A 23678-nucleotide genomic window follows, 5' to 3' on the forward strand; every position below is an offset into this window, starting at 1 on the left:
CACGATCAGCGGCTCAATTGCACGTTGGTAAACGGCGGGGATCTAAAGGCGTCACAGAAACGATACGAAGGTTTATGGCGCTCGCCCTTAAAGCCGACTACTTCGGCGATAGGTCAGACTCGGCTGTGCCCTGTCGCGAACATAGTCCGCCTTTCCATCAGCAGCCGACGCAAGAGCAGGAGCTCGCAGGAGGTCCGGCGAGACCCCCGGCCACTGCCAGCGTGCGGGAGCTAATTGATCGGGATAAGTTCGCGCATGCCGGACTCTGTAGCGGCAACGTACACACCCGAAGCAATCTTGATCATTCGTAATTTGCTCAGAGGGAAATTGGCTGGCGATCAAGTCAGTCCATACCGCTTCGATTCGAAAAACGCCCGCGGTGCCTAACCGACCCCCGGATCCACTGTTCTAGGCGCGTGCAACACCAGAGGGCGGCGCATCTTCCTTCGCTTCGACTTAACAACATGAGTCGCGCCGGCGGCACGTTGCTCGGCCTCGGTCAATGGGAAGGTGACAAGGAAGGAATATCCTTCGGCGGCGCACGACGTATGAATACGGCCGCCCAAACTGCTGGCCAACTCGCCGATGATCTCTAGCCCTCGACCGCGCCGGATCGGTTCAGGGGCAGACCCATTGTCAGAGACCCCGCACTTTACGGCGTTGCCTGCGAGCATCAACTTCACTCGCAATTCTGGATGTCTAGCGTCGAATTTTGCATGTCGTGCCACATTGGTCAGTAGCTCGGATACAATCAGCCCAAGCTTCCAGCAGCGTTCTCCTTCAAGCCGCAGGTCATCCGCTGAAAACAAGACGCTTATCGCCAGGCGGTCCAGCCGGTGTTTGGTGATGGAGAAGCAAAGCTTTTGGAGGTATCTCGCGGCATCGGTGAGGCGCCCCTGATCCGGCATGCGCAGCGCCCGATGAACATCGGCGCACCGATGCAAGAGGTCTGCGACGTCGAGCAGCGCGGCCTTGACCGCCACGCTATCCGATTGCACCGCTTTGGCTGAAATCGTGAAGATGGCGGAAGTGAGCTCGTTTCTTATTCTGTGATTCAACTCGCGAAGAAGCAATGATCCATCGGGATTCGGTAACTGTACGAGGTGTTGTGTCATTTCGTGCTCCACGATCGTTCTCTCTGGCCAAAACAACCTAAGCGTCGGCCGCAGTTTCACTCGGATAGCAACGTCGTTCCAGACAGCCCGCGGAACGAATGGCCTCAGAAGCCTAGGATGATTGCAGCTCGCGCGGCGACTAAGCATTCGGTCATGCAAACATTACTCCGATAACGAGATGTTGGGCAGAACCGCAGCAACGCTTGCAAGTTTGAACATGTAGGCTGCTCCTCTTGATACTGCACAGAGTAGACGATGCGCTTCGGACGATCTTGTTCACTCCTGACCCATTTAGGCGGTAACTGCGCAGTTCCGTACGCAACGACAGTAGCTGTTTATCTTTCAATTTCTCCCGGTGAGCGCCACTCACTCCATGGGCCATGACGACGCAGCGTCCCGCGCGGCATAGCATTCGAGTTTGCTTGACCATTATCGATCCATCCAAACTGACAGCAGCCTCCACCCGCTGCCGCTCTTGCCAACCGACGAGTAATGCGGGCGCTTTGATCCAGCGGTCCTTGCCGCTCGGCGCTTGACTTGCAAGGTTGGACGATCGACAGCGGCCGGCTGTGTAACTGGTTTCACCTGGGCCATAGCCTCAAGATTCGATTGAGTTTCCGCTTCGTCAGCCGGTAGCCGGACCGAATGCGCCGTTGAGGGTTCCTCGACGGCCGGAGACGATATTGTCGGCTGGCTGGTGTCGAGGACGACTTCTTCCGGCCATTTGCGTGCAGACTTGATCCGGATGATCGCTCTGTCGATGGCTAGCTGCTGATCGGTAAACATCCCTGGGGGAGTTGGCAGACACCAATCGGCGATGAACAGCAAGGCCGCAAGCGTGCCTCCGACGAAGATAAAATAGCGGGCCATAGGCAACGGCCATCGCTCCTGCAAATTGAGCAATTTCGATTTTCCCACGACCGTACCCAACTGCAGGTCTGGGGCTTGTATTGGAATGCGAGGGCTTGGATCCGACTGCGCCGACAAATCAGCAGTGCTCAAAGGCGCCGCTCGTCCCTCCGGAAGGCAAAGCCGTTCCAGCCGCGGCAATCTCATCCAAGACCACGGCCAGTATTCGCATCACATTGCTGCGGAACTCTGAGCGAGCTCATGTCCGACGACCATGTGCCGGTGCGCCACCATGAACTCATCCAGAAAGCATGTGTGAAAGCGGTGGTTCCCCACCGTTCGTCTGATGCGAAGGCGGCGTCTCTCATTTCGGATCAACCCGGAGCAAGCGTAATGAACGTCAAGACCATCGCCCACCAGGTTTACGGAAGGCTGGCTCTTCCCGCGCCTTCTCATTCCGCGGACCGACTCACCGAGCGTTGGCGCTTGTCCGACTTCCTCGAGCTCACCAAACCGCGCGTAATGCTGCTCGCTGTCTTCACCGCGGTCGTTGGGCTGATCAGCGCACGTGGCCAGCTCGATCCTCTGCAGGCCCTTATTGCGGTTCTCTGCATCGCCGCCGGGGCTGGAGCCGCCGGCGCACTCAATATGTGGTACGACGCCGACATCGATGCGGTCATGACCCGCACCGCGATGCGGCCAATTCCCCAGGGCAGAGTTTCGAAGGTCGAGGCGCTCGTCTTCGGCGCCGTCCTTGGCGCTATCGCAGTCGCGATTCTCGCTCTCGCCACGAACCTCACAGCCGCCGCGCTGTTGGCGGGCACCATCCTCTTTTATGTTGTCGTGTACACGGTGTGGCTGAAGCGGTTCACGCGCCAGAACATCGTCATCGGCGGCGCCGCCGGTGCTCTGCCGCCCGTCATCGGATGGGCCGCGGCAACAGGGGAGATCGGGCTCGAACCTCTGACGCTGTTTCTCATCATTTTCCTTTGGACGCCGCCTCATTTCTGGTCCCTGGCGCTTAATCGGAGTGACGACTACGCACGCGCAGGCGTGCCGATGTTGCCGGTTGTCGCGGGACCGGGTGCGACAGCGCGGCGGATCCTGTTCTACAGCGGCCTCCTGGCTCTGGCCTCGGAGCTGCCCTGGGTGCTGGGATTTGCAAGCACGGTGTATGGCGCCATTGCCGCGATCTGCGGGGCCCTCTTCCTTTTGCTTGCGCTCCAGCTGACCAGGAGTGTCGGCACCGATCGCCGCACTGCTCACAGGCTGTTCGTGTTCTCTATCTCCTACCTGTTCGTGCTGTTTGCAGCGCTCCTGGTCGACCACGGTGGTGGCTCATTCTCGCCCATGCGGTCGTGGCGAGATGGCTACACCGTCGGATCGCTGCATGCCGAACTCCTGCCAGGCACCATTCGCAGCGCACACAGTTTCATCAACTTCAGCAAGGGCGAGGTCTAACATGCGATACGGTTTGCTTGCTGTGGTCCTGATCAGTGCCGCGATGCTCGGTGGCTGTACCGAAGGCGTGCTCGATCCGAAAGGGCCGATTGCTGCAGCCGAACGGCTGATCCTGTTCAACTCGGTCGGTATCATGCTGGCGATCGTTATTCCGACGATCCTCGCAATCTTAGCGGTCAGCTTCTGGTTTCGCGCGTCGAATTCGCGCGCTGCATACTTGCCGGATTTCGAGTATTCCGGGCGTCTCGAGCTGCTAGTTTGGTCGATCCCCGCCATGACGGTGCTGCTCGTTGGCGGCGTCGCATGGATCGGCGCACACGACCTTGATCCGGGCAAGCCGATTAGCTCAACGGTCAAGCCTGTCAACGTTCAGGTCGTCTCGCTCGACTGGAAATGGCTGTTCATCTATCCGCAGCAAGGGATCGCGAGCGTCAACAAGCTGGTCGTACCGGTTGGCACGCCGATCAGCTTCGAACTGACCTCATCGAGCGTCATGAACAGCTTCTTCGTGCCTCAGCTCGGGAGCCAGATCTACACCATGTCCGGAATGGTGACGCGCCTCCACTTGCAGGCGGACCATCTCGGAACCTACTCGGGATTATCCACCATGTTCAGCGGTGACGGCTTTTCCGACATGCGCTTTACGGTCGATGCCGTCACGGACAACCGATTTGCGCAATGGGTTCGCGAGGCGCGCGATACTGGTTCGGTACTCGATAAGCAGGCTTATGCCGATCTGGTCGCGCCGAGCAAGGCGGTCGCGCCGTACACCTATCGCGCCGTCGCCCCCGATCTGTTCAGCGGCATCGTGAATACCGCATCAGCCGCCGACGATCCGTCACAACGCATTTGTTCAACGTCGCAGAGGGCAGAACGATGAATCTCCTTGGTAAGCTTGATTGGAACGCGCTTCCCCTTCATGAGCCGATCATCATGGGCGCGACCGCGTTCATGGTCCTTGTCGTGGTGGCGGTCCTCGGATTCATCACGATGAAGGGAGCCTGGCTCTATCTGTGGCGCGAATGGCTCACCTCGGTCGACCACAAGCGGATCGGCGTCATGTATTGCATACTGGCGCTCGTCATGATGCTGCGCGGCTTCAGTGACGCGATCATGATGCGCGCGCAGCAGGCGGTTGCCGCCGGAGGTGCGCAAGGGTATCTGCCGCCCGAGCATTTTGACCAGATCTTCTCGGCGCACGGCACCATCATGATCTTCTTCATGGCAATGCCGTTCGTGGTGGGCGTCATGAACTTCGCGGTGCCGCTGCAGCTCGGCATTCGCGATGTCGCCTTCCCCACCCTCAACTCCGTCAGCTTCTGGCTGACCGCCTCGGGCGCACTGTTGATCAACGTTTCGTTGGCGGTCGGCGAATTCTCAAAAGCCGGCTGGTGGGGTTATCCCCCACTGAGCGAACTGCAGTATTCGCCCGGCGTCGGCGTCGACTACTATCTTTGGTCGCTGCAAATCTCCGGACTCGGCACCTTGCTGGCGGGAATAAATTTCGTCACGACCGTACTCAAGATGCGCGCGCCTGGGATGAGCTACATGCGCATGCCGGTTTTCTGCTGGACTTCGCTTGCCACCAATCTGCTGATTGTGGCGGCCTTTCCGGTGCTGACCGCGGTTCTCGCGATGCTGCTCCTCGATCGTTATCTCGGCTTTCACTTCTTCACGAACGACGCCGGCGGCAATCAGATGTTGTACGCCAACCTGTTCTGGGTCTGGGGACACCCGGAAGTCTACATTCTGGTCCTGCCGGCGTTCGGAATCTTTTCCGAGGTTATCGCGACCTTCTCCGGCAAGCCGCTGTTCGGATACCGCTCGATGGTGGCCGCAACCATGACGATCTGCGTTCTCTCCTTTCTCGTTTGGCTGCACCACTTTTTTACTATGGGCGCCAGCGCAAACGTCAACGGCTTCTTCGGTGTCATGAGCATGATCATCGCTTTGCCGACGGGCGTGAAAATCTACAATTGGCTGTTCACGATGTACGGCGGCCGGGTTCGGTTCTCGGTACCCGTGCTGTGGTCCATCGGCTTCATGGTGACCTTCGTCATCGGCGGCATGACCGGCGTTCTCCACGCGGTGCCGCCGGCCGACTTTCAGCTGCATAACAGCGTGTTCCTGATCGCGCACTTCCATAACGTCATCATCGGGGGCGTCGTGTTCGGGTTGATGGCCGGATACAACTACTGGTTCCCAAAGGCATTCGGCTTCGCGCTCGACGAACGCTGGGGCAAAGCCTCGTTCTGGTGCTGGTTCGTCGGCTTCTATCTCGCGTTCATGCCGCTCTACCTGCTGGGCCTGATGGGCATGACCCGGCGCATGCAGCATTACGACAATCCGGCGTGGCAGCCTTGGCTGATAGTCGCGATGGTCGGCACCGTCATTATCCTGGGCGGGATCGTCTGCCAGGTCGTTCAGCTCGTTGTGTCGATCCGCAACCGCGAAAAGCTCCGCGTGACCGCCGACCCATGGAACGGCCGCACGCTCGAATGGGCGACGGCATCACCGCCGCCAGCCTGGAATTTCGCGGTCCAGCCGCGCGTCTCCGGCAGAGATGCCCTTTGGAGCAGCAAACAACGTGCGCTTGCGACGAAGGACGAGCCGCCGGCGCGCGTCTACGAGCCGATTGAAATGCCGAAGAACAGCGCGACCGGCTTTGTCAGCGCCTTCTTCGCCGTCGTCATCGGCTTCGCGATGATTTGGCACATCTGGTGGATGGCCAGTCTGGGAGTGTTCGGTGCATTTGTGACGCTGCTTGCCTTCGCATTCCGCCGTCGGCGCGAAATTGAAGTGCCAGCGGAGCAGATTGCCCGGTTCGATCGGGCCTACCAAGCGGGAGCTGCAGTATGAACATCTCCGTTGCAATCGATAGCGCCCCTCAAGCCGCGCCAAGTGCAAGTGAAGCAGGTCCTGCTCCAAAGAGGATCGTGGTCGCCTACGGCTTCTGGATTTTCCTCTTGAGCGACATTGTCATGTTTGCCGCGCTCTTTGCGAGCTACGCGGTTCTCGTGCACTCCACGGCGGGCGGTCCGACTGGCGCCCAGTTGTTCAATCAAGTGACGGTTGCGATCGAAACCGCTTGCCTTCTCGTGTCGAGCTACACCTGCGGACTGATGTCCTTGGCCATCAATTCGCGCCGCTACCTCAGGACCTATTTGTGGGCCCTGATTACCTTCGCGCTCGGCGCCGCGTTTCTCACTCTCGAGATCCGTGAATTCGCAAACATGATCGCTATCGGCGCGACGCCGCAGCGCAGCGCTTTTCTTTCTGCATTCTTCACGCTTGTTGGCTGCCACGGGCTTCACGTCACGCTCGGACTGATCTGGATGGCCGTGATGATGGTTCAAGTGGCGGTGATGGGTTTCGACGCCACCGTACAGCGCCGCCTGCTCTGTTTCTCCTTGTTCTGGCACGCGCTCGATATCGTTTGGGTCGGGTTGTTCACCGTCGTTTATCTAATGGGAGTCACTCCATGACCGAAGCTCGATATGATCGCGCGCCCGGAGAAAGGCCGAGCCGAGAAATGCAACCGTCGGCTCCATCGCCGCTTCTCGTCTACACGACCGGACTGCTTCTGGCCGTCCTCCTCACGGCGACATCCCTCTGGGCCGCTAACACTTCGCTGATTTGGCCAGGTGGCGTAGTTCTGGGCCTCGCTGTCCTCGCCATCGCCCAGATGGGGGTGCATCTGGTGTTCTTCCTGCACATCACCACCGGACCGGAAAGCACCAACAACGTCCTCGCGCTCGCCTTTGGCGTTCTCATCGTATTCGTCGTGGTCGCCGGCACAATGTGGATCGTGGCAGATATGAACGCGAACATGATGCTGCCGTCGGATGCGCCGATGAGCATGAGGATGCAGCACTGAGCATCCGGGCGACGTGCGGGACGAAAAGATATCGTCCCGCACACGCCATTCCAACAAATGCATCCCAAAACCAGCAAGGGCATTCGCGCGATCGATTCGCTGAGGCCGTAGACGGTATCGCAGCATCCCACGAAACTGGAGCTGCCCCATGATGATCAGGCTTGCCATTCTACTGACGTCGGCAACGATCAGTGCATCCACCGTTCCGAGCGCCGCTTCGCCATGCACGTCGCCGACCGCAACCTCTGCCACGCGGGCGCACTGGGCTGCCGTACGTCGTCAATTCAGCAAAGCGACGGACCTTGAAGCCGCGTGCCGCGCCTATGCAGCTTCGTTCTATGACTCGGTAACGACGCGGCAGGCGGCTGTGGGCTGCACCGGCGACGCAGATATCACCGCGCTCGATTCAGAAATTGACGCCTTCAACGAACTGCTGGCGACCAAGTGCGGCGGTTAGGCCGTTGCTTTGGAGTTTTCGTTCTCGAAAGGTTGATCCCATGACCCCTTTCCTCTTCTCGCGCCCCCGGATCTGGCTCCAGATCTTCGCCTCCGCATACCTTCCGCAGCGGAAGCCAGCTTTGATTTATGACGCACGGTCAAAAGTGGAGCAAGACCATTCCGACGACGGCAATCCCATTCAATAAGCCGCAGAGCTGCTGCGTCACAGTAGAAACCTGAACGAGATCGATCTCACTTCGAATGAAGAAAGCACAAAGGTGAACCCATGCCCACAGCGGCCTTGAACATCGTCAAAAGCGCCAGCAAGCGAACCACGATCCCTCGCCTCTTCGTTCTCGAGATAAACGCCGGGAAAATTCATGTGATGAACACGGATGGTTCCGACCGCGAGACGATCGTGACGGGCTGTCATCTTCCCGACGGCATCGTCGTCGATACCGAATCCGGTCATATCTACTGGACCAATATGGGCGTGCCCAACCTGAACGACGGGTCCGTCGAGCGCGCCGATCTCAACGGCAAGAACCGCACGGTCATTGTTCCGGTCGGAAACACCCATACCCCGAAGCAGATCATTCTCGATAAGAAGGCCGGCAAGCTCTACTGGTGCGACCGCGAGGGCATGCGCGTCTTGCGTTGCAATCTCGACGGATCGCGACTCGAGACGCTTGTCGAAGCGGGACGCGGAGATGAAGACCGCCGTGATCAGGCCAATTGGTGCGTCGGACTCGCGATCGATGGGAAGCACGGGAAGATCTACTGGACGCAAAAGGGCCCCGACAATGCCGGGCGTGGCGCTATATTCCGCGCTAATGTCGAAATACCCGCCGGGCAAACGCCAGCCAACCGCTCCGATGTCGAAGTGTTCTTCGGCGGGCTGCCGGAGCCGATCGACCTCGAGCTCGATCACAAGAACCGCGTCCTGTACTGGACCGACCGCGGCGACCCGCCGCGCGGCAACACGGTGAACCGGGCTTCCATCGACAACAAGCCCGCCGAGCCGGAAATCGTGGTGACCCATCTCATGGAAGGGATTGGCATCGCGCTGGACGTGCCTGGGGATCGCATGTTCGTCACCGATTTTGCCGGCTCGATCTACTCCGCTCACCTCGACGGATCCGGCGAGCGCAACTTCCTGTACGCCCAGGGCAACCTCACCGGCATCGCCTACGCCGAAGTCTGACAAACGCATCGGAGAAATGACATGACCAACACCAAGCCCATTCGCCGCATCGCCATCATCGGCACCGGCGTGATCGGCGCGAGCTGGACCGCGCTATATCTCGCCAAAGGACTACAGGTCGTCGCAACCGACATCGCGCCCAACGCCGAAGCCGCGCTGCGAAAGTTCGTGGAGACCGCCTGGCCGGCGCTCAAGCGATTGGGCCTTTCGCCCGGAGCGTCGCAGTCGAACCTCAAATTCACGGCCGACATCGCGCAGGCGCTAGCCGGCGCCGATCTCGTCCAGGAGAACGGGCCCGAGCGGATCGATTTCAAGCAGAAGCTCTATGGGCAGCTCGACGAGCTGCTGCCGCCAGATGCGATTATCGCGTCGAGCTCGTCGGGGCTCACCATGAGTGAAATCCAGAAGGGTGCCGCGTCTCATCCCGAGCGCTGCGTCATCGCCCATCCGTTCAATCCGCCGCACCTGATCCCGCTTGTCGAGATTGTCGGCGGAGCGAAGACCTCGGAAGCGACGATCCGGCGCGCAGATGAGTTTTATACGTCGATCGGCCAGCGGACGGTGCGCGTCAACAAGGAGATGCCCGGCCACGTCGCCAACCGCCTGCAGGCGGCGCTGAGCCGCGAGATCTATTACCTCGTTGCCGAGGGCGTCGTGAGCGCCGCTGATGTCGACACGGCTCTCTCCTGGGGGCCGGGCCTGCGCTGGGGCGTTATGGGCGGCATGATGCTCAACCACCTCGGCGGCGGTCCAGGCGGCATCGAGCACTTTTTCCAGCAATTCACCGGCCCGATGACGGCCTGGTGGAAGACCCTGGGCTCGCCGGTACTGACTCCGGAAGTGCAAACGCAGCTCATCAGCAGCGTCCATGCCGAGGTCGGATCTCGCACCATCCAGGACCTGGAGGCGGAGCGCGATGAAGTCCTGCTCGGCCTGATCGAGCTGCGCAAGAAGGCTGCCAGGTCGAGCCAAACGAAATCGACGGAGCCGGTCGCCTGAAACCAGGCGCCGCCGGCGCGATCGACCATCCATCCGACACGTCTCTCAATTCTTCCGGCTTTCAAGCTACAGCATCAGGAGTCCCAAATGCCCACAGCAACCGCAGCAAGCAAGCCCGCCGCACCGAAGCCGGTGCCCGCACCCAACGGCGACTTCTATCAGCTGGTCGACCTTCTCACCCCTGAGGAGAGAGCGGTCGTCCATAAGGTGCGGACCTATATGGAGACCAAGGTCCAGCCGATCATCAACAAGTATTGGGCCGATGACGCATTTCCGTTCGAATTGCTGCCGTCGTTCAAGGAGCTCGGCATCGGCGGGCTCGGCTTTGAGGGCTATGGCTGCGCGGGCGGTAGTCAGAAGCTGTTCGGTTTCGTCGCGATGGAGCTGGCGCGCACCGACGCGTCGTTCTGCACCTTCTTCGGCGTGCACAGCGGCTTGGCCATGGGCTCGATCTATCTCGATGGATCCGAGGAGCAGAAGCAGAAATGGCTGCCGCCGATGGCACGCATGGAAAAGATCGGCTGTTTCGGCCTCACCGAGCCGCTGGTCGGTTCCGGAACGAGCGGCGGTCTGACCACGACGGCCAAGCGTGAAGGCGATACCTGGATTCTCAATGGACAAAAGCGGTGGATCGGCAACGCACCATGGTGCGACGTCTCCATCATCTGGGCGCGCGATCTTGGCGACAATCAGGTGAAGGGATTCATCGTCGAGAACAAGTCGACACCGGGTTTCAGCGTCGAGAAGATCGAGCACAAGATCGCGCTCAAGGTGGTCCAGAACGGCCAGATCACGTTGAAGGATGTACGCGTGTCAGAGGCGAACCGTCTGCAAGGCGGCAATTCGTTCCGCGATACCGCACGCGTGCTGCGGATGACGCGATACATGGTGGGTTGGGCTTCTACCGGCATCCAGATGGGCGCATTCGAAGCAACCGTAAAATACGCCCAGGAACGACTGCAATTCGGCAAGCCGATCGCTTCGTTCCAGATGATTCAGGATCTGCTCGCCAAGATGCTGGCCAATCTGACCGCGTGCCAGTGCCTGATGCTCCGCCTCGCGCAACTCGATGACGAAGGCAAGCTTGGCGACCATCATGCGGCGCTGGCGAAGGCGTTCTGCACGGCGAAATCGCGCGAGACTGTCTCATGGGGACGCGAGGTCCTGGGCGGTAACGGCATCGTCGCCGACTACAATGTCGCGCGCTTCTTCGCCGATGCCGAGGCGCTGTACTCCTATGAAGGCACATACCAGATGCAGAATCTGATCGTCGGCAAAGCCATCACCGGTCGCGGCGCCTTCGTGTGACATCCTACCGGCCGGCGCTCGGACGCCGGCCGCCCCCAATCAAGGAGATATGATTATGGTTTCGCAAGCTGCACCGTTCACCTCTTCGCTCGCAACAGTACCCAACTCCTTGCCCAGGGCGACGTTGGCGCTTGCGAACGTCCAGTACGAGAAAAAGGGTTCGATCGCCTACGTGACGGTCAACCGTCCGAAGGTGCTCAACGCGTTGAATACGCCAACTTGGACGGATCTGAAGACAGCCTTTGAAGATGCAAAGGCCGATGCGTCCGTGCTTGGCGTCATCCTCACGGGCGCCGGCGACAAGGCCTTCATCGCCGGCGCCGACATCAGCGAGCTCGCGCATGTCGATGCCTATGAGGCGGAGGAATCCAGCCGGTTCGGCCAGGGCGTGCTCGATCTGGTCGAAAATCTCGGCAAGCCGGTGATCGCAGCCATCAATGGCTTTGCGCTCGGCGGAGGCTGCGAGACGGCAATGGCTTGCACCATCCGGATCGCCGCCGAGCATGCCAAGTTCGGGCAGCCCGAGGTGAAGCTCGGGCTACTGCCGGGCGGTGGCGGCACGCAACGCCTGCCGCGTCTGGTCGGCAAGGGCCGCGCCCTGCAGCTGATTCTCACCGGCGAGACGATCTCTGCCCAGGATGCGTATCGCATCGGCCTCGTCAACGAGATCGTGCCAGCGGCCAACCTGATCGCGCGCGCCGAAACGATCCTGAAGCAGATCTCCGCCAATGCGCCGATCGCCGTAAAGTTCTCGCTGGAAGCGGCCAACAAGGGAATGGACACCAGCCAGGCCGAGGGGTTTGCGCTCGAAGCGTCCTATTTCGGCATCTGCGCGGCGACGGAAGACAAGAAGGAAGGCACCGCCGCCTTCCTCGAGAAACGCGCGCCGCAGTTTCACGGACGCTGAAGCGCAAGCAACACAGGACATTGGCCATGGCAACGTCTCATCCCACCACAGTTCCGATGAAGCGATTCGGGCTGACCAGCTCCGACGGCCTGTGCATCGCATGCGCCCGCTGGGAAAGCCGCGGCCCGGCCCGCGCCGTCGTTCAGATCGCCCACGGGATGGGCGAACACATCGGGCGCTATGCCGACACCATCGATGCGCTCGTTGCGGCAGGTCTCACTGTCTACGCCAACGATCATCGCGGGCACGGCCTCAGTGTCCACTCGCAATTGGGAGAACTCGGCAGCGGCGGCTTTGAACTTCTCGTCCAGGACATGGCCCGCCTGAGCGAGATCGCCAGAGAGGAAAATCCCGACCTGCCGCTGCTCCTGTTGGGGCACAACATGGGATCCTTTGCCGCACAGAGATACGTCATCGACCACAGCCACGAGATTGATGGCTTGATTCTCTCGGGATCGGGAGCGCTCGACGGACTGGCGCGCACCACACTTCTGGCACCAGGGGGCAGCAACCTCCTTAACGCCGCATTCGAGCCCGCGCGCACCCCCTTCGACTGGCTATGCCGCGATCGGGCGATCGTCGATGCGTTCATGACCGATCCTCTCTGCTTTGCCGACCTTCGCCCCGGATCTCTTGCGTCCTTCCTCGGCGCCGCGCAACGGCTGTGCGATCCAGTCGCGCTCCGCAAGATCCGGAGCGATCTCCCGATCTATTTGTTCTCCGGAAGCGAAGACCCAGTCGGGCAGCAACTGCGGGGACTCCGCACCCTGATTGGCCGCTACCACGTCGCCGAACTGCACGACATCGCCTTCGATTTTTATTCGGGCGGTCGACACGAGATGCTGAACGAGATCAACCGACGCGAAGTCCAGACCCGCCTGCTTGGCTGGATCTCCCAAACGCTGGAAACCCTGCACGACGATGACCGCCGCGTTTCAATTGCACCCGAACTTCAACACTAAGGAGACAACAATGCCGAACGACAATATTTTCTCCGGCCTCAAGGTGGTGGATCTCGCCAGCTTCATCGCGGGTCCGAGCGCTGCCGTGATTCTGTCCGACTTCGGCGCCGACGTCATCAAAGTGGAGCCGCCGAGCGGCGAGCTCTGGAGACATGCCAACCACCTCCCGCCCCAACCGGTCGCCGAGGACGCCTATCCCTGGCATCTGGCCAATCGCAACAAGCGCGGCATCGCTCTTGATCTGAAGTCTCCGAGCGCGCAGCGGGTTCTCGAAAAACTCGTCAAATGGGCTGACGTGCTCATCGTCAACACGCCGCATCCCGCGCGTGCACGATTGAAGCTCGAATATCAGGATGTGGTGCGGTGGAATCCGCGGCTGATCTACGCGGACATCTCTGGCTTCGGCGACAAAGGGCCGGACGCGAATCTCCCCGGCTTCGACATCACGTCGTATTGGGCACGCAGCGGATTGCTGTCGATGACGCGCGATGCCGGCGCGCCGCCGACCTGGCCGGTGGCCGGCAGCGGCGACAATGCCACCGCCGTCGGGCTTTATTCGGCGATCGTCACCGCCCTCTATCGTCGTGAACGCACCGGCGAGGGAGCGCATGTCACGACCTCGCTGCTTGCCGAAGGCGTGTGGTCCGCAAGCGTCTCGATCCAGGCCGCGCTGTGCGATGCAAAATTCTTCGGGCTGCACGACCGCAAGAATCCTGCGAATGCGGCGATGAACGTCTGGCGCGCCAAGGATGACACCTGGTTCGTTCTCATCATCACGCCCGACAAGCTGGCAGCCGTCGCCAAAGCCCTCGACCGCGTGGATCTCCTGACTGATCCGAGGTTTGCCGATCCTGCGAAACTGATGGCGAACATGCCGGCGCTCACTGCCATTCTGGACGAAATCTTCTGCTCAAAGCCGATGGCGCACTGGTACGAGGTCTTCAATGGCGTGCACGTCACGTTCGGCGCGGTGCGTGGGCCGCAAGAGGTGATCAACGATCCCCAGCTCCTGGCGAACGACATCATCGTTCCGCTCAATGGAGCCGGCGGCAAGCTGACGTCCACCATAAGCAGCCCGCTTCAGGTGCATGGCGTCGTCAAAGTGCCCGCGAATCGTGCCCCAAGGATTGGAGAACATAACGAGGAAGTTCTCCGGCAGCTCGGATTTAGCGCGACCGAAATCGATGGTTTGCATGAAAGCGGTGCCATTCCGAAAGCAAAGGAACACGCGGCTTTAGCGTGACGAACTGTCGGGGGCGGCGGGAGCCGCCCCGAAACCTCGCAATGAAATTCACTAAAAACCCCAGGACTTCGACAATGGATGATATTGTTACCGAGCGCGCAGAAAGCGTCTTTCGTATCCAATTGAACCGCCCGAAAAAGCGGAACGCGATGACCTCGGGCATGTACGTGGCCCTCGCGGACATCCTGAAGAACGCGGCCAGGGACGAGTTAACCCGTGTCGTGCTCTGGTATGGCGCAGGCGATTCCTTCGCGGGCAACGATATCGAGGATTTTCTCAAGAATCCTCCTGGGCCAGGCGAATCTCCGCAGGCGCAGCTCATGAAAGCGCTGATCGAATTCGAAAAGCCCCTGATCGCCGCGGTTCAGGGCGCCGCCGTCGGCGGCGGCACGACCATGCTGCTGCACTGCGACTTCGTCTACGCCGGCGAAAGCGCGAAATTCCAGATGCCTTTCATCAATCTCGCCCTGGTGCCGGAATTCGGATCGAGTTCCATCGTTCCCTCAAGAATCGGGCATCTCCGTTCAGCCGAGTTGATTTTGCTGGGATCGCCCTACAATGCCAAGCGTGCGGCTGAGTTGGGTCTCGTCACCCAGGTCGTGCCGGATCAAGACCTCCTGTCCACCGCGACTGCGACAGCACAAATGTTGGCGGCGAAACCTGCTGGCGCCCTGCAAGCCAGCAAGCGGCTCATGAAGCAGCCATTCCGTGAGCAAGTCCGCTCTGCGGACGCAAAAGAAGCGCTTACGGCCTTCTTGGAAAAGCGCAAGCCTGACTTCACGAGGAGCATCAAAGCTCCAGCGACCTAGGCACGAACATACGACCCCGGTAACACCGATCACCGCGACGGAGGAGCCCGCCGCCGTGTTTCGGAGCCCCACCGGCCGCCCCGACAAAACATCATAGTGGAGACGACCATGGAAAAGCCGATGAACGTGTGCGTATTGGTTGGAAGTCTGCGGAAGGCGTCGCTCAACCGGATGCTGGCGAATGCGCTGATCTCGCTCGCGCCATCTTCGCTGAAGCTCGACATCGTCGAGATCGGGCAGTTGCCGTTTTTCAATCAGGATCTGGAGACCGACGCTTCGCCTGCGACATGGACTACGTTCCGGCAGCGCGTCAAGGCTGCTGACGCGGTGCTGTTCGTCACGCCCGAATATAACCGTTCGCTGCCGGCCGTTCTCAAGAATGCACTGGATGTCGGCTCCAGGCCGTATGGAAGCAGCGTCTGGGACCGCAAACCCGGTGCGATCGCCAGCTGCTCGCCGAGCGCGATCGGGGCCTTCGGCGCCAATCATCATCTCAGGCAGTCGCTCGTGTTTCTGAACGTGCCGACCATGCAGCAGCCCGAAGCCTATGTCGGCCATGCCGACAAGCTCTTCGATGAACTTGGCAAGCTCGTCAGCGACGGCACCCGCAAATTTCTGCAAGAGTTCATGCAGGCGTTCGCGAACTGGGTCGAGAGGACGCGATCTCAAGGTCGGTACACCTGACGCCTTCCTTGTCATGGGACGGACCGCGTTGGCGGACGCGGGACTAAGCAACTTTGGTCATCTTGTCGAAGAGCAGCGCGCGACATCATAGGCGTCCGGCCAAACACAACGCTCTTGGGCCTGACCCGACATCGGTTACTATTGGGGCAAAGCCGACATCAAGTGGCGGGCAAAACCGCCAGAGTCGGTCGAGAGTGGTAGAGTCGAGATGTGGCGCGGTGGCTTTAGGTAGAACATATCTGTTGCCGCCTCTTTCGTCTGGCGGTGCCTTAGTAGTTCAGCCGTGACTCCGTTTCCACATCCCGCTCATCGAACCGGACAGGCAGATCTCCCGCATCCGGCTCTCGGACAAGACTTCACGCCTTCACCCACGACACGTCGTGCCCAAGCCGGCTTAGGCGTACGAGCCCGAAGTGCCCGTAGAGATGCGAGAGTGGATAGGTCCCGCCCTTGCGTCGCCTGACCTTGTGCTTGATGCGCAACCACCGGCGCAACCGCACAGCGGTGTAATTGTCGATCGCCCGATACGCTATGTTAACAGTGCCAACGCTGAAGTAGTTGGCCCATCCGCGTAGCGCGCGGTTCAACCGATCCACCAACTCCGTGGTCTCTTGCCAGGTACCCGTTCGGTCGGTCAGGACATGGACCTTCTCGACCATGTGCCTGATGCTTTTCTTTGATGGCCGTTGGCCCAGGCGGGCCTTTCCGGTTCTCGCCGAGTACATCCGCCCAAACGTGTATCCCAGGAAGTCGAACTCGCCTTCCGGCACCTTGCAGATTCGTGTCTTCTCCTCGTTCACCGTGAGCTTCAACCTGCCCATGATCTCGCGCAGTCGCTGCAACGCCTCATCGGCGGTGCTTTTCCGGCACAGGATCACGAGGTCGTCGGCGTAATTCACGATGCGCGTGCCGAGGCGGTGCTCCAGCCCGAGCTTCTTCCAGCCCAGCACAAACCGGCGCATGTAAAGATTCGCCAATAGTGGTGAGATGGGTGAGCCTTGCGGGATACCGCGCCGACAGTCCCGAGCCTCGGTCGTGCGTGTCTTCCGGCCTCGATCGTCGGTTTCTTCCACGGGGCACTCCAGCCACATCTTGATTAGATGCAGCACACGCCGATCAACAATTCGGCGCGCTACCGACTTTAGGAGTTCGGCATGGGGGATGCTCCCGAAGTAGTCCGCGAGGTCGGCGTCAACGACTTCCGGATGGCCTCGGAACAGCAGCCCTTCCACCTCGATCACCGCCTGCTGGGCGTTTCGCCCGGGACGGTACGCGTATTGTTCTGGTGGAAGGTCGGCTTCGAAGATCGGTTCCAGCACCAGCATTGCTGCTGTCATGCAGACCCGATCCCGCACGGTCGAGATGCCCAGCGGCCTGAGTTTGCCGTTGGCCTTCGGTATGAACACTCTTCTGATGGGGTCCGGTCGGTAGCTCTCCTCCCTGAGTGCAAGCGCCAGTTCGCCAAGCCACCGCCGCACCCCATACGCCTCGACGTCCGCGAAGTTCTGGCCGTCCACCCCTGGTGCGCCCTTGTTGGAGCGGCACTGGGCATAGGCATGCGCCAGGATGTCCTCGCGGCTGATCTTGTCGTACAGGGCGTAGAAGCGATACCCGGCTTCTGCCTTCGCTTTCGCGTGCAACGCCTTCTGCAGTTTCTGAACAGTTTTCGGAGTTGATAGGTTGCCCAATCTCCAAATCCCTCACCACTTGTTGCGTCTGTCTTGAACTGAGGCCCCTTCCCTCCACCGGCATTACCCGGCTTCAGCGGTACTACGAACCTCTCCGCCACCCCATGGCGTCCGACCTGTCCCTCGCGGGCGTTCGGTTGGTCATCGCTGACCACGCCATGGGGCTTCCCGTGTTGCGTACGCTTTCCTTGTGTACATGCTGTCGCCACTACCCCGGCGCAGCGGCTGGGCGTACTTTTCGCTCTGCTTCACCCAGCCGTATCAGCCTTCCCCGAAAGGGTTGTCGGGTCGGCCTGCGCATTGTCCTTTTCGAGGATTGCTCAGCGTTCACTCGCGTTACGGCCTGCACACTCGCGCTGTCACCAATTCGTGACACGCTAATCGAAGGCTTCAGCCACTTCGTTGCCTCCATGACTGCTCCGATTGCTTCCGGCTGGAGCGGTTGCCGGGTGGGGCTTGCACCCACTGGAAAGCGCCGCCTTTTCACGGCGCACACCCAGAGCAGACGTTGGATGTTTGACCGCATCTTCGGCTTGGACGGCAGTGAGAGCTCTCGCGAACTGCGGCTGTAGGTGTTATGCTGTCCTCACCGCCCAAGCCGAGGCTGCTCCGCATGAACGAGAGTACCCACGGAGAAAAGGCCGCTTCTGAGTCACAAGATCGGGTGACCGAACTCGTCGAGCAACAGACGGCCATCTCGGAAGTGCTGCGCGCCATTGCGAGCTCGCCGCACGACTTGCAGCCTATCTTCGATGCCATCCTCGACAGCGCCACACGTCTCTGTCGAGCAGACTCAGGCGCCTTACGTCTCTCCGAAGAAGGTGGCCTTCGTCTCGTGGCGGTGCGAGGGGATCCCTTTTTGGTTAGTAGGGTGTGGTCATCAATCCCAATTCTCGCAGAAAAGGGGAGCCTTCCGGATCGATTAGCCGCAAGCAGGTTACCCACCCACATCCCAGACTTCACAGCAGTTGAAGGCGATCATCGGGATGATTTTTTGACCACGGTGCTGAACGCAGGTATTCGAACGGGCCTGTTTGTGCCGTTGCTCAAAGACAATGAGATAGTCGGGATAATTAGTCTGGCCCGCAAACAGGTGCAGCCGTTCACTGACAAACAGATTTCCTTATTCAGGGACTTCGCTGCGCAAGCCACCATTGCCTTGGAGAGCACCCGTCGCGAGCGGCAATATCGCGAGATGCAGAGCGAACTAGCGCGTGCCAACCGCGTCGCTACGGTGGGCGAGCTCACCGCCTCGATCGCTCATGAAACCAGGCAGCCCATTACGGCGGCGCGCACATACGCCGCTGCTGCACTGCGGTTTTTAGACAAAAGCCCACCCGATGTAGCGGAGGTGAGAGCGGCGCTCACCTGCATTGTGAACCAAACCGGTCGAGCCAGCGACGTCGTCGACCGGATCGGGTCTCTCTTCAAAAAAGCACCACCCCGGAAGGAGGTCGTCGACCTCAATGCGGCGATCCTGGAGGTGACCGCCCTGACCCGCAGCGCAGGGGTCAAGACCGGCGTCACTGTGGGCACGCAACTGGCGGGCGAATTGCCACGGATCCGATGTGATAGGGTGCAACTGCAACAAGTGATGTTGAACTTGATCGTCAATGCCATCCAGTCGATGAGTGGCGTTGAGGACGGCAACCGCGAATTGCACATCAGCACCGTGAGCATCGAGCCAGAGGGCGTGTGCGTCGCGGTGCGGGACACCGGCCATGGGCTGCGCCCGGAGAGCCTGCCGCGTCTCTTTGAACCCTTCTACACGACGAAGCCCGACGGCATGGGCATGGGCCTCTCAATCTGCCGCTCGATCATCGAAGCCCACGGCGGGCGGCTGTGGGCGACCGGGTGCGAGCCGCGAGGTGCTCTCTTTCAGTTTACGATCCCCGCTGACTGAGCCGCCATCCGTGATCGATGCCGCTTATTGGCACATCGTCTCATTTCGCTCCTGCGCAACAACCGCTTCGCTCTAGGAGCAAGGCGTACACCGCTGCGTCACGCCCTGGATCGGCGCGAAGTCCGCGCGGACTATCGCCAGAGCTCCTCGTCGCGAAGATGTTCGAATTCCCCCGGCAAGCCGTGCTGAATCGCGCAGAAGGTCGATCGTGCCGTTGTTCACCATGTCCCGAAGCTCGACGAAGTCCTTTTGCGGTTCCAGATACGTGTCCACGATTCTCCTGGTTATCTGTTCCGCGCTCGCCACCACCGTATCGGACGACAGCATCCGCATTCTGCTGAACTTCGCATAGAGACCGACCAGACCCGCAACGTCGGCCTTATCGTGCTGCAGCGCATCGATGTAGCATTTTGACGCTTCGTCGATGAAATCCCTGTAGAGGATCTGACGGTGGTTTTTCTCGTGACTTACCCACTGGGCGCGGAGTTGGTTTCGCTGATTGTGCCAATTGGTTACCACGCGGGTGAACCCGCCGACGGCCGTGCCAGTGAGCGCGGCTAGCGCGGAGATGTTGGAAGTATCTACGGGGGCAATCCTTGACCCCAGTAACGCAGACTGACCTGCAGCGCCGGCGACCGACTAGCGCGATGCCGGCGGCCGCGGCGTTTCGGAAATCAGGCGCGAGCTGCGTTGCCCGGTCAGGTACGACCAGAACCACTGCGTCTGGACACGAAACCGGTTCTGCAGCTGCGGCAGCGCAAGCACGTGCAGCGCCGCCCACACCAGCCAGGTCAGAAAGCCGCCAGTGCGCAGCCAACCGGCCTCGAGGACCGCAAAATTCTTGCCGACCACCGCCATGTTGCCTTTGTTCCGGTACCGGAAGGGGCGGCCGTCCTTGCGTCCTCTGGTGCGGTTGGCAATCAAACGACCCACAAAGCGTCCTTGCTGGATGGCAGCTTGCGCGACGCCGGGCACGGGATGGCCGTCCTGGGTCATGGCGGCGGCATCGCCCACCACAAACACGTCACGCGCTTCAGGAATGTCCAGGAAGGGACCGACCAACGCACGCCCAGCCCGGTCCATGGTGGTGCCGAGCAGCTTCACGACCGGTGAAGCGGCAACGCCTGCGGTCCAAAGCACGGTGGCGCTCGGAATCCGTTCACCGGCCGAAATGACGCCCTGGTCGTCAACCTTGTCTACTTTCACCCCGGTCACGACTTCAACGCCGAGCTTTTTAAGTCGCCCGGCGGCCTTCTTCGACAAGGATTCCGCGAAGGTCGGAAGAACGCGAGCGCCGCCGTCCAGCAACAGGATCCGGCTCCTGGCGGGATCGATATTGCGAAAATTCCCTCGCAGGGTCACCGAGACCAGCTGGGCGATCGAGGCAGCAAGCTCGACGCCGGTCGGGCCGGCGCCGACAAGGACGAAGGTCATCTGGCGAGCGCGTTCCTTCTCGTCGTCGGTCGATTCTGCCAGCTCGAAGGCGCTCAGGATCCTGGTTCGGATTGTTTCAGCATCATTGAGGGTCTTGAGGCCCGGCGCAAACCGCGCAAACTCGTCATGGCCGAAATAGCTCGGATGCATGCCAGTAGCCACGACTAGAAAGTCGTATTCGAATTTTCGGCTGCCAACGCCTGGGCAAGTCACCTCGACGGCGCGAGCCGCCGGATTGATGCCCTTGACCTCGGCCAGCAACACAGCGACGTTTTTCTGCTTCGCCTCGAGCTGGCGAAGCGGCGCGGCAATCTCGGAAGGCGCCAGCACCGCGGTGGCGACCTGATACAGAAGCGGCTGGAAGATGTGATGATTGCGCCGGTCAAGCAGCACGATATCGACGTTGGATCGCTTCAGTGCACGCGCCGCTGCAATGCCGGCAAACCCGCCGCCAACGATCACAACGCGCTTCTTCCGGGGAGCCGCTTTTGCCTCTGCCGGTTTTTCCTGCGGAAAGGCTTTGGTCAGAACTGTACTCAATGGTGCACCCGATGATGTTGTACGCGCCCCGGCCGTTCGTTCCTACCGCGACGTCCGGCACATTTCTTGAACTCCGTTGCGATGCATAGAACGTCTTTGCCTCGTTGATGCACGAGATTCGGTTCGGTTTACCGGGCGTCCGACCTGGAATGAAGAGTGATGCTCGCAGGGACCGAGTTCAATCGCGCGATGCACCGTTGAGAACTGCAGACACCACATCGATGGTGAACTGCGGCAGCAGCATGAAAGGAATAGCGAGACCGAAGGGATCGACTTTGGCGAGCGGTTGCTCCAAGCTGTCGGCTGCAAGACCGGGATAACACCCGACGCTGCAATATGGGCTATGGGTGGACAAATCACGCAAGTAGCCTCGCTGAAGCGGCCGCGCGCACGCTGCGCAGCGGGACGGGCTGCGCAGGGTCCTATGGTTCACCAATACGAAATTCATCGCAGTCCTCAGGTCGTTTTCGGTACCCGCTTCATCGGGCTATACGTCCTCGGGCTCCAACGATCCCGCTGCCGTCGGACGGTTTCATTCCCGCCAAGATGATCTGACTGCATGCGTCGCTGAGCTCCGCGTTCTTCTGTCTAAGACAGGCAGTGATCTGGTTCGCATCAGGGATGAACGCACTGCAAAGGCGAAGCACGTCGGGGGTGCAGGCGCGTTGCTCCTCCGGAGTTCCTTGCGCGATCGCAGAAGCGGGCGAAGCCATCAATGATAGCCAAACAACGCGCGCAAGCGCTTTCACCCCAAGTCGCATCCATTTATCTTTACCCATTCGAAAACCCTCAAAGCGAAACCGGGTCCGTCAATCGTGTACCTGATGACGTGCCCACGAAGCCCCCGCCCGATCCTTGGTATCGCGGCGCGGCCGATGCATATTGAACGGCGTTGCGATCCATAGAACATCCTTGCCGCGTTTCATTCGGACGTGGGCAGAAAGTGCTCGAACAGCAGGCGCGGCAGGATCAGCCCCAGGGTCATGGCCAGGATGACTAGAAACGCCATGGTCCCGTTCACGGCGACGCTCGTCAGCAGGACCGCCGGCGCGCGCGGCCCGATCGAGACCAGCTCGACCAGGGCGCTCGCGGCGTGGAACAGGAATAAGCCCGGCATCATCGAGACAACGGCGGAGAAGCCGAGCGCCGCGAACGGCAGATGCAGACGGTCGGCGACCGGCGTGACGATGACGCTGACGATGATGCAGGCGACGAAAGCACCGATTGCAGCATTTGCCGATGCCATCGAGATCACGGCCCAGCGCACCGCATGCGCAAACATGCCGACCACGATCGGGATCGGCAGCAGGCGCCATGGCATCGAGAAGAAGGTGCCGAACGCGGCGACGGCGCATCCTGCCGCGATCACGTCAGCGATCAGCGGCGTCGGCGCCGACGATCCGGCAGCCGGAAGAGTTGCGCCGGTGGCGACGAGCCCGAACCAGAGGCCGGCGCAGATCATCAGCACGAGGACGCCCGCATAGGCAAGGCGCGCGATGCCGAGCGCTATGCGCGTGCGCGCGAGATCGATGGCGCCGTTGAGGAGATGCGGGCCAGGCACCAGCACCATGCAGGGACAGAACGCGATTAGCGTTATCGCCTCCGACCCCTGCAGGCGGCCGGCAGCGCCGGCGACGGCACCGGCGATGGCGGCCGCGCAAAGCGGCTGGATAAAGGGATTGGTGGTGAAGCCCGACAGCCATCGACGCACAAACGCGCCGATCGCCGCGCTCGCCGCAATCAGCAGCAGGCTCATTGCATCGACCGCGCCGAAAATGACGCCGAGCGATGCCGCGCCAACGGCCGCTAACAGCGTGAAGCGCAGCGTCGAAGCCGGCGTCGAGCAGCCTGCCAACGTGATTGCAGACCGCGCGGCGCCAGCCTCCAGCTTGCCATCGCAGAGCTGATCCACCACGGTCGTGACAGCAAGCACCTTGCTCATATCGACGCCGAGCGGCTTTACGGGAACGATCTTTGACATCGTTGTGCCGTCGATCTCAACCGTGAGCTGGCCCCAGTATGGCAGCGCCGTCACCGGCACACCGAGAGCACGCCCAAGCCGTTCCGCGGCGATGACAGTCCGCTCCGTGGTCTGCCCGTGAGCGAACAAAAGCGCTGCCGCCAACGCAATCGGGTCCAGCGCCGCTTCGCGTGTCAGTGGCCCGGGCTCAGGCGGCGATGATGGTTGAATGAAGCTGATCATGACGAGTTATCACTCATGGCATCCGGCCCTGCTGTAACCATTTGTGTCACAGCA

General features: G+C 60.7%; 22 protein-coding genes. 15 read left to right on the forward strand and 7 right to left on the reverse strand.

The window, feature by feature from the left end; genetic code table 11:
* Positions 1-383: 383 nt before the first annotated feature.
* A complete protein-coding gene (locus tag V1283_RS24620) occupies positions 384-1115 on the reverse strand; it encodes a sensor histidine kinase (protein WP_334389085.1) in 732 nt (243 codons plus the stop codon).
* Between the two features lie 429 nt (positions 1116-1544).
* Entirely contained in the window at positions 1545-2033 is a 489-nt protein-coding gene (locus V1283_RS24625) for a hypothetical protein (RefSeq protein WP_334389086.1), read from the reverse strand.
* A gap of 192 nt (positions 2034-2225) precedes the next feature.
* On the opposite strand from V1283_RS24625, the gene V1283_RS24630 reads away from it, so the two are divergent.
* From V1283_RS24630 to V1283_RS24695, 14 genes are all read left to right on the forward strand, one after another.
* Entirely contained in the window at positions 2226-3425 is a 1200-nt protein-coding gene (locus tag V1283_RS24630) for a heme o synthase (protein WP_334389087.1), read from the forward strand.
* A 1-nt stretch (position 3426) separates the two neighbouring features.
* The gene (gene cyoA / locus V1283_RS24635; RefSeq protein WP_334389089.1) at positions 3427-4305 is read left to right on the forward strand and encodes a ubiquinol oxidase subunit II; all 879 of its coding nucleotides are present in this window, start codon (positions 3427-3429) and stop codon (positions 4303-4305) included.
* Complete coding sequence (gene cyoB, locus V1283_RS24640) at positions 4302-6284, forward strand: cytochrome o ubiquinol oxidase subunit I (RefSeq protein ID WP_334389091.1); 1983 nt, start codon at positions 4302-4304, stop codon at positions 6282-6284. Before cyoA ends, cyoB begins: the two co-directional genes overlap by 4 nt.
* On the forward strand, positions 6281-6910 hold the full coding sequence (gene cyoC, locus V1283_RS24645) for a cytochrome o ubiquinol oxidase subunit III (protein WP_334389092.1): 630 nt from the start codon (positions 6281-6283) through the stop codon (positions 6908-6910). Before cyoB ends, cyoC begins: the two co-directional genes overlap by 4 nt.
* On the forward strand, positions 6907-7302 hold the full coding sequence (gene cyoD / locus V1283_RS24650) for a cytochrome o ubiquinol oxidase subunit IV (RefSeq protein ID WP_334389093.1): 396 nt from the start codon (positions 6907-6909) through the stop codon (positions 7300-7302). The genes cyoC and cyoD overlap by 4 nt, the downstream gene beginning before the upstream one ends.
* A gap of 148 nt (positions 7303-7450) precedes the next feature.
* Positions 7451-7759 carry a hypothetical protein gene (locus tag V1283_RS24655; RefSeq protein ID WP_334389094.1) on the forward strand — a complete coding sequence of 103 codons (309 nt, stop codon included), beginning with the start codon at positions 7451-7453 and terminating at the stop codon, positions 7757-7759.
* A 366-nt stretch (positions 7760-8125) separates the two neighbouring features.
* The gene (locus V1283_RS24660; RefSeq protein WP_334389096.1) at positions 8126-8944 is read left to right on the forward strand and encodes a 3-hydroxyacyl-CoA dehydrogenase; all 819 of its coding nucleotides are present in this window, start codon (positions 8126-8128) and stop codon (positions 8942-8944) included.
* 21 nt (positions 8945-8965) lie between these two features.
* Positions 8966-9943 (forward strand): 3-hydroxyacyl-CoA dehydrogenase NAD-binding domain-containing protein, encoded by a 978-nt coding sequence (locus V1283_RS24665; RefSeq protein WP_334389097.1) that lies wholly within the window; start codon positions 8966-8968, stop codon positions 9941-9943.
* 87 nt (positions 9944-10030) lie between these two features.
* Positions 10031-11251, forward strand: coding sequence for an acyl-CoA dehydrogenase family protein (locus V1283_RS24670; protein WP_334389099.1), 1221 nt, complete (start codon positions 10031-10033; stop codon positions 11249-11251).
* 55 nt (positions 11252-11306) lie between these two features.
* Positions 11307-12158, forward strand: a complete 852-nt coding sequence (locus tag V1283_RS24675; RefSeq protein WP_334389102.1) for an enoyl-CoA hydratase-related protein — start codon at positions 11307-11309, stop codon at positions 12156-12158.
* 26 nt (positions 12159-12184) lie between these two features.
* Positions 12185-13120 carry an alpha/beta hydrolase gene (locus V1283_RS24680; RefSeq protein ID WP_334393161.1) on the forward strand — a complete coding sequence of 312 codons (936 nt, stop codon included), beginning with the start codon at positions 12185-12187 and terminating at the stop codon, positions 13118-13120.
* Between the two features lie 10 nt (positions 13121-13130).
* Positions 13131-14363 carry a CaiB/BaiF CoA transferase family protein gene (locus V1283_RS24685; RefSeq protein WP_334389103.1) on the forward strand — a complete coding sequence of 411 codons (1233 nt, stop codon included), beginning with the start codon at positions 13131-13133 and terminating at the stop codon, positions 14361-14363.
* A gap of 74 nt (positions 14364-14437) precedes the next feature.
* Complete coding sequence (locus V1283_RS24690) at positions 14438-15172, forward strand: enoyl-CoA hydratase (RefSeq protein ID WP_334389104.1); 735 nt, start codon at positions 14438-14440, stop codon at positions 15170-15172.
* A gap of 108 nt (positions 15173-15280) precedes the next feature.
* Positions 15281-15856 (forward strand): NADPH-dependent FMN reductase, encoded by a 576-nt coding sequence (locus V1283_RS24695; protein WP_334389105.1) that lies wholly within the window; start codon positions 15281-15283, stop codon positions 15854-15856.
* A gap of 356 nt (positions 15857-16212) precedes the next feature.
* On the opposite strand, the gene ltrA is transcribed toward V1283_RS24695, so the two are convergent.
* Entirely contained in the window at positions 16213-17544 is a 1332-nt protein-coding gene (ltrA, locus tag V1283_RS24700; protein WP_334386373.1) for a group II intron reverse transcriptase/maturase, read from the reverse strand.
* A 613-nt stretch (positions 17545-18157) separates the two neighbouring features.
* On the opposite strand from ltrA, the gene V1283_RS24705 reads away from it, so the two are divergent.
* A complete protein-coding gene (locus tag V1283_RS24705) occupies positions 18158-19447 on the forward strand; it encodes a sensor histidine kinase (RefSeq protein WP_334389106.1) in 1290 nt (429 codons plus the stop codon).
* A 72-nt stretch (positions 19448-19519) separates the two neighbouring features.
* Here V1283_RS24705 and V1283_RS24710 read toward each other — a convergent pair whose 3' ends face one another.
* The 4 genes from V1283_RS24710 to V1283_RS24725 form a co-directional block, all read right to left on the reverse strand.
* Positions 19520-19966 carry a hypothetical protein gene (locus tag V1283_RS24710; RefSeq protein WP_334389107.1) on the reverse strand — a complete coding sequence of 149 codons (447 nt, stop codon included), beginning with the start codon at positions 19964-19966 and terminating at the stop codon, positions 19520-19522.
* A gap of 120 nt (positions 19967-20086) precedes the next feature.
* Complete coding sequence (locus V1283_RS24715) at positions 20087-21421, reverse strand: NAD(P)/FAD-dependent oxidoreductase (protein WP_334389108.1); 1335 nt, start codon at positions 21419-21421, stop codon at positions 20087-20089.
* Between the two features lie 178 nt (positions 21422-21599).
* A complete protein-coding gene (locus tag V1283_RS24720; RefSeq protein WP_334389109.1) occupies positions 21600-21785 on the reverse strand; it encodes a hypothetical protein in 186 nt (61 codons plus the stop codon).
* A gap of 558 nt (positions 21786-22343) precedes the next feature.
* Complete coding sequence (locus V1283_RS24725) at positions 22344-23624, reverse strand: threonine/serine ThrE exporter family protein (protein WP_334389110.1); 1281 nt, start codon at positions 23622-23624, stop codon at positions 22344-22346.
* Positions 23625-23678 lie beyond the last annotated feature (54 nt).

The organism is Bradyrhizobium sp. AZCC 2262 (assembly GCF_036924535.1).
GTDB lineage: Bacteria > Pseudomonadota > Alphaproteobacteria > Rhizobiales > Xanthobacteraceae > Bradyrhizobium.

Bases quoted from the DNA above. Each gene is read 5' to 3' on its own strand.
- V1283_RS24620 (WP_334389085.1), bottom strand. From the start codon at position 1,115: ATGACACAACACCTCGTACAGTTACCGAATCCCGATGGATCATTGCTT.
- V1283_RS24630 (WP_334389087.1), top strand. From the start codon at position 2,226: ATGTCCGACGACCATGTGCCGGTGCGCCACCATGAACTCATCCAGAAA.
- cyoA (WP_334389089.1), top strand. From the start codon at position 3,427: ATGCGATACGGTTTGCTTGCTGTGGTCCTGATCAGTGCCGCGATGCTC.
- cyoB (WP_334389091.1), top strand. From the start codon at position 4,302: ATGAATCTCCTTGGTAAGCTTGATTGGAACGCGCTTCCCCTTCATGAG.
- cyoC (WP_334389092.1), top strand. From the start codon at position 6,281: ATGAACATCTCCGTTGCAATCGATAGCGCCCCTCAAGCCGCGCCAAGT.
- cyoD (WP_334389093.1), top strand. From the start codon at position 6,907: ATGACCGAAGCTCGATATGATCGCGCGCCCGGAGAAAGGCCGAGCCGA.
- V1283_RS24655 (WP_334389094.1), top strand. From the start codon at position 7,451: ATGATGATCAGGCTTGCCATTCTACTGACGTCGGCAACGATCAGTGCA.
- V1283_RS24660 (WP_334389096.1), top strand. From the start codon at position 8,126: ATGAACACGGATGGTTCCGACCGCGAGACGATCGTGACGGGCTGTCAT.
- V1283_RS24665 (WP_334389097.1), top strand. From the start codon at position 8,966: ATGACCAACACCAAGCCCATTCGCCGCATCGCCATCATCGGCACCGGC.
- V1283_RS24670 (WP_334389099.1), top strand. From the start codon at position 10,031: ATGCCCACAGCAACCGCAGCAAGCAAGCCCGCCGCACCGAAGCCGGTG.
- V1283_RS24675 (WP_334389102.1), top strand. From the start codon at position 11,307: ATGGTTTCGCAAGCTGCACCGTTCACCTCTTCGCTCGCAACAGTACCC.
- V1283_RS24680 (WP_334393161.1), top strand. From the start codon at position 12,185: ATGGCAACGTCTCATCCCACCACAGTTCCGATGAAGCGATTCGGGCTG.
- V1283_RS24685 (WP_334389103.1), top strand. From the start codon at position 13,131: ATGCCGAACGACAATATTTTCTCCGGCCTCAAGGTGGTGGATCTCGCC.
- V1283_RS24690 (WP_334389104.1), top strand. From the start codon at position 14,438: ATGGATGATATTGTTACCGAGCGCGCAGAAAGCGTCTTTCGTATCCAA.
- V1283_RS24695 (WP_334389105.1), top strand. From the start codon at position 15,281: ATGGAAAAGCCGATGAACGTGTGCGTATTGGTTGGAAGTCTGCGGAAG.
- V1283_RS24705 (WP_334389106.1), top strand. From the start codon at position 18,158: ATGAACGAGAGTACCCACGGAGAAAAGGCCGCTTCTGAGTCACAAGAT.
- V1283_RS24725 (WP_334389110.1), bottom strand. From the start codon at position 23,624: ATGATCAGCTTCATTCAACCATCATCGCCGCCTGAGCCCGGGCCACTG.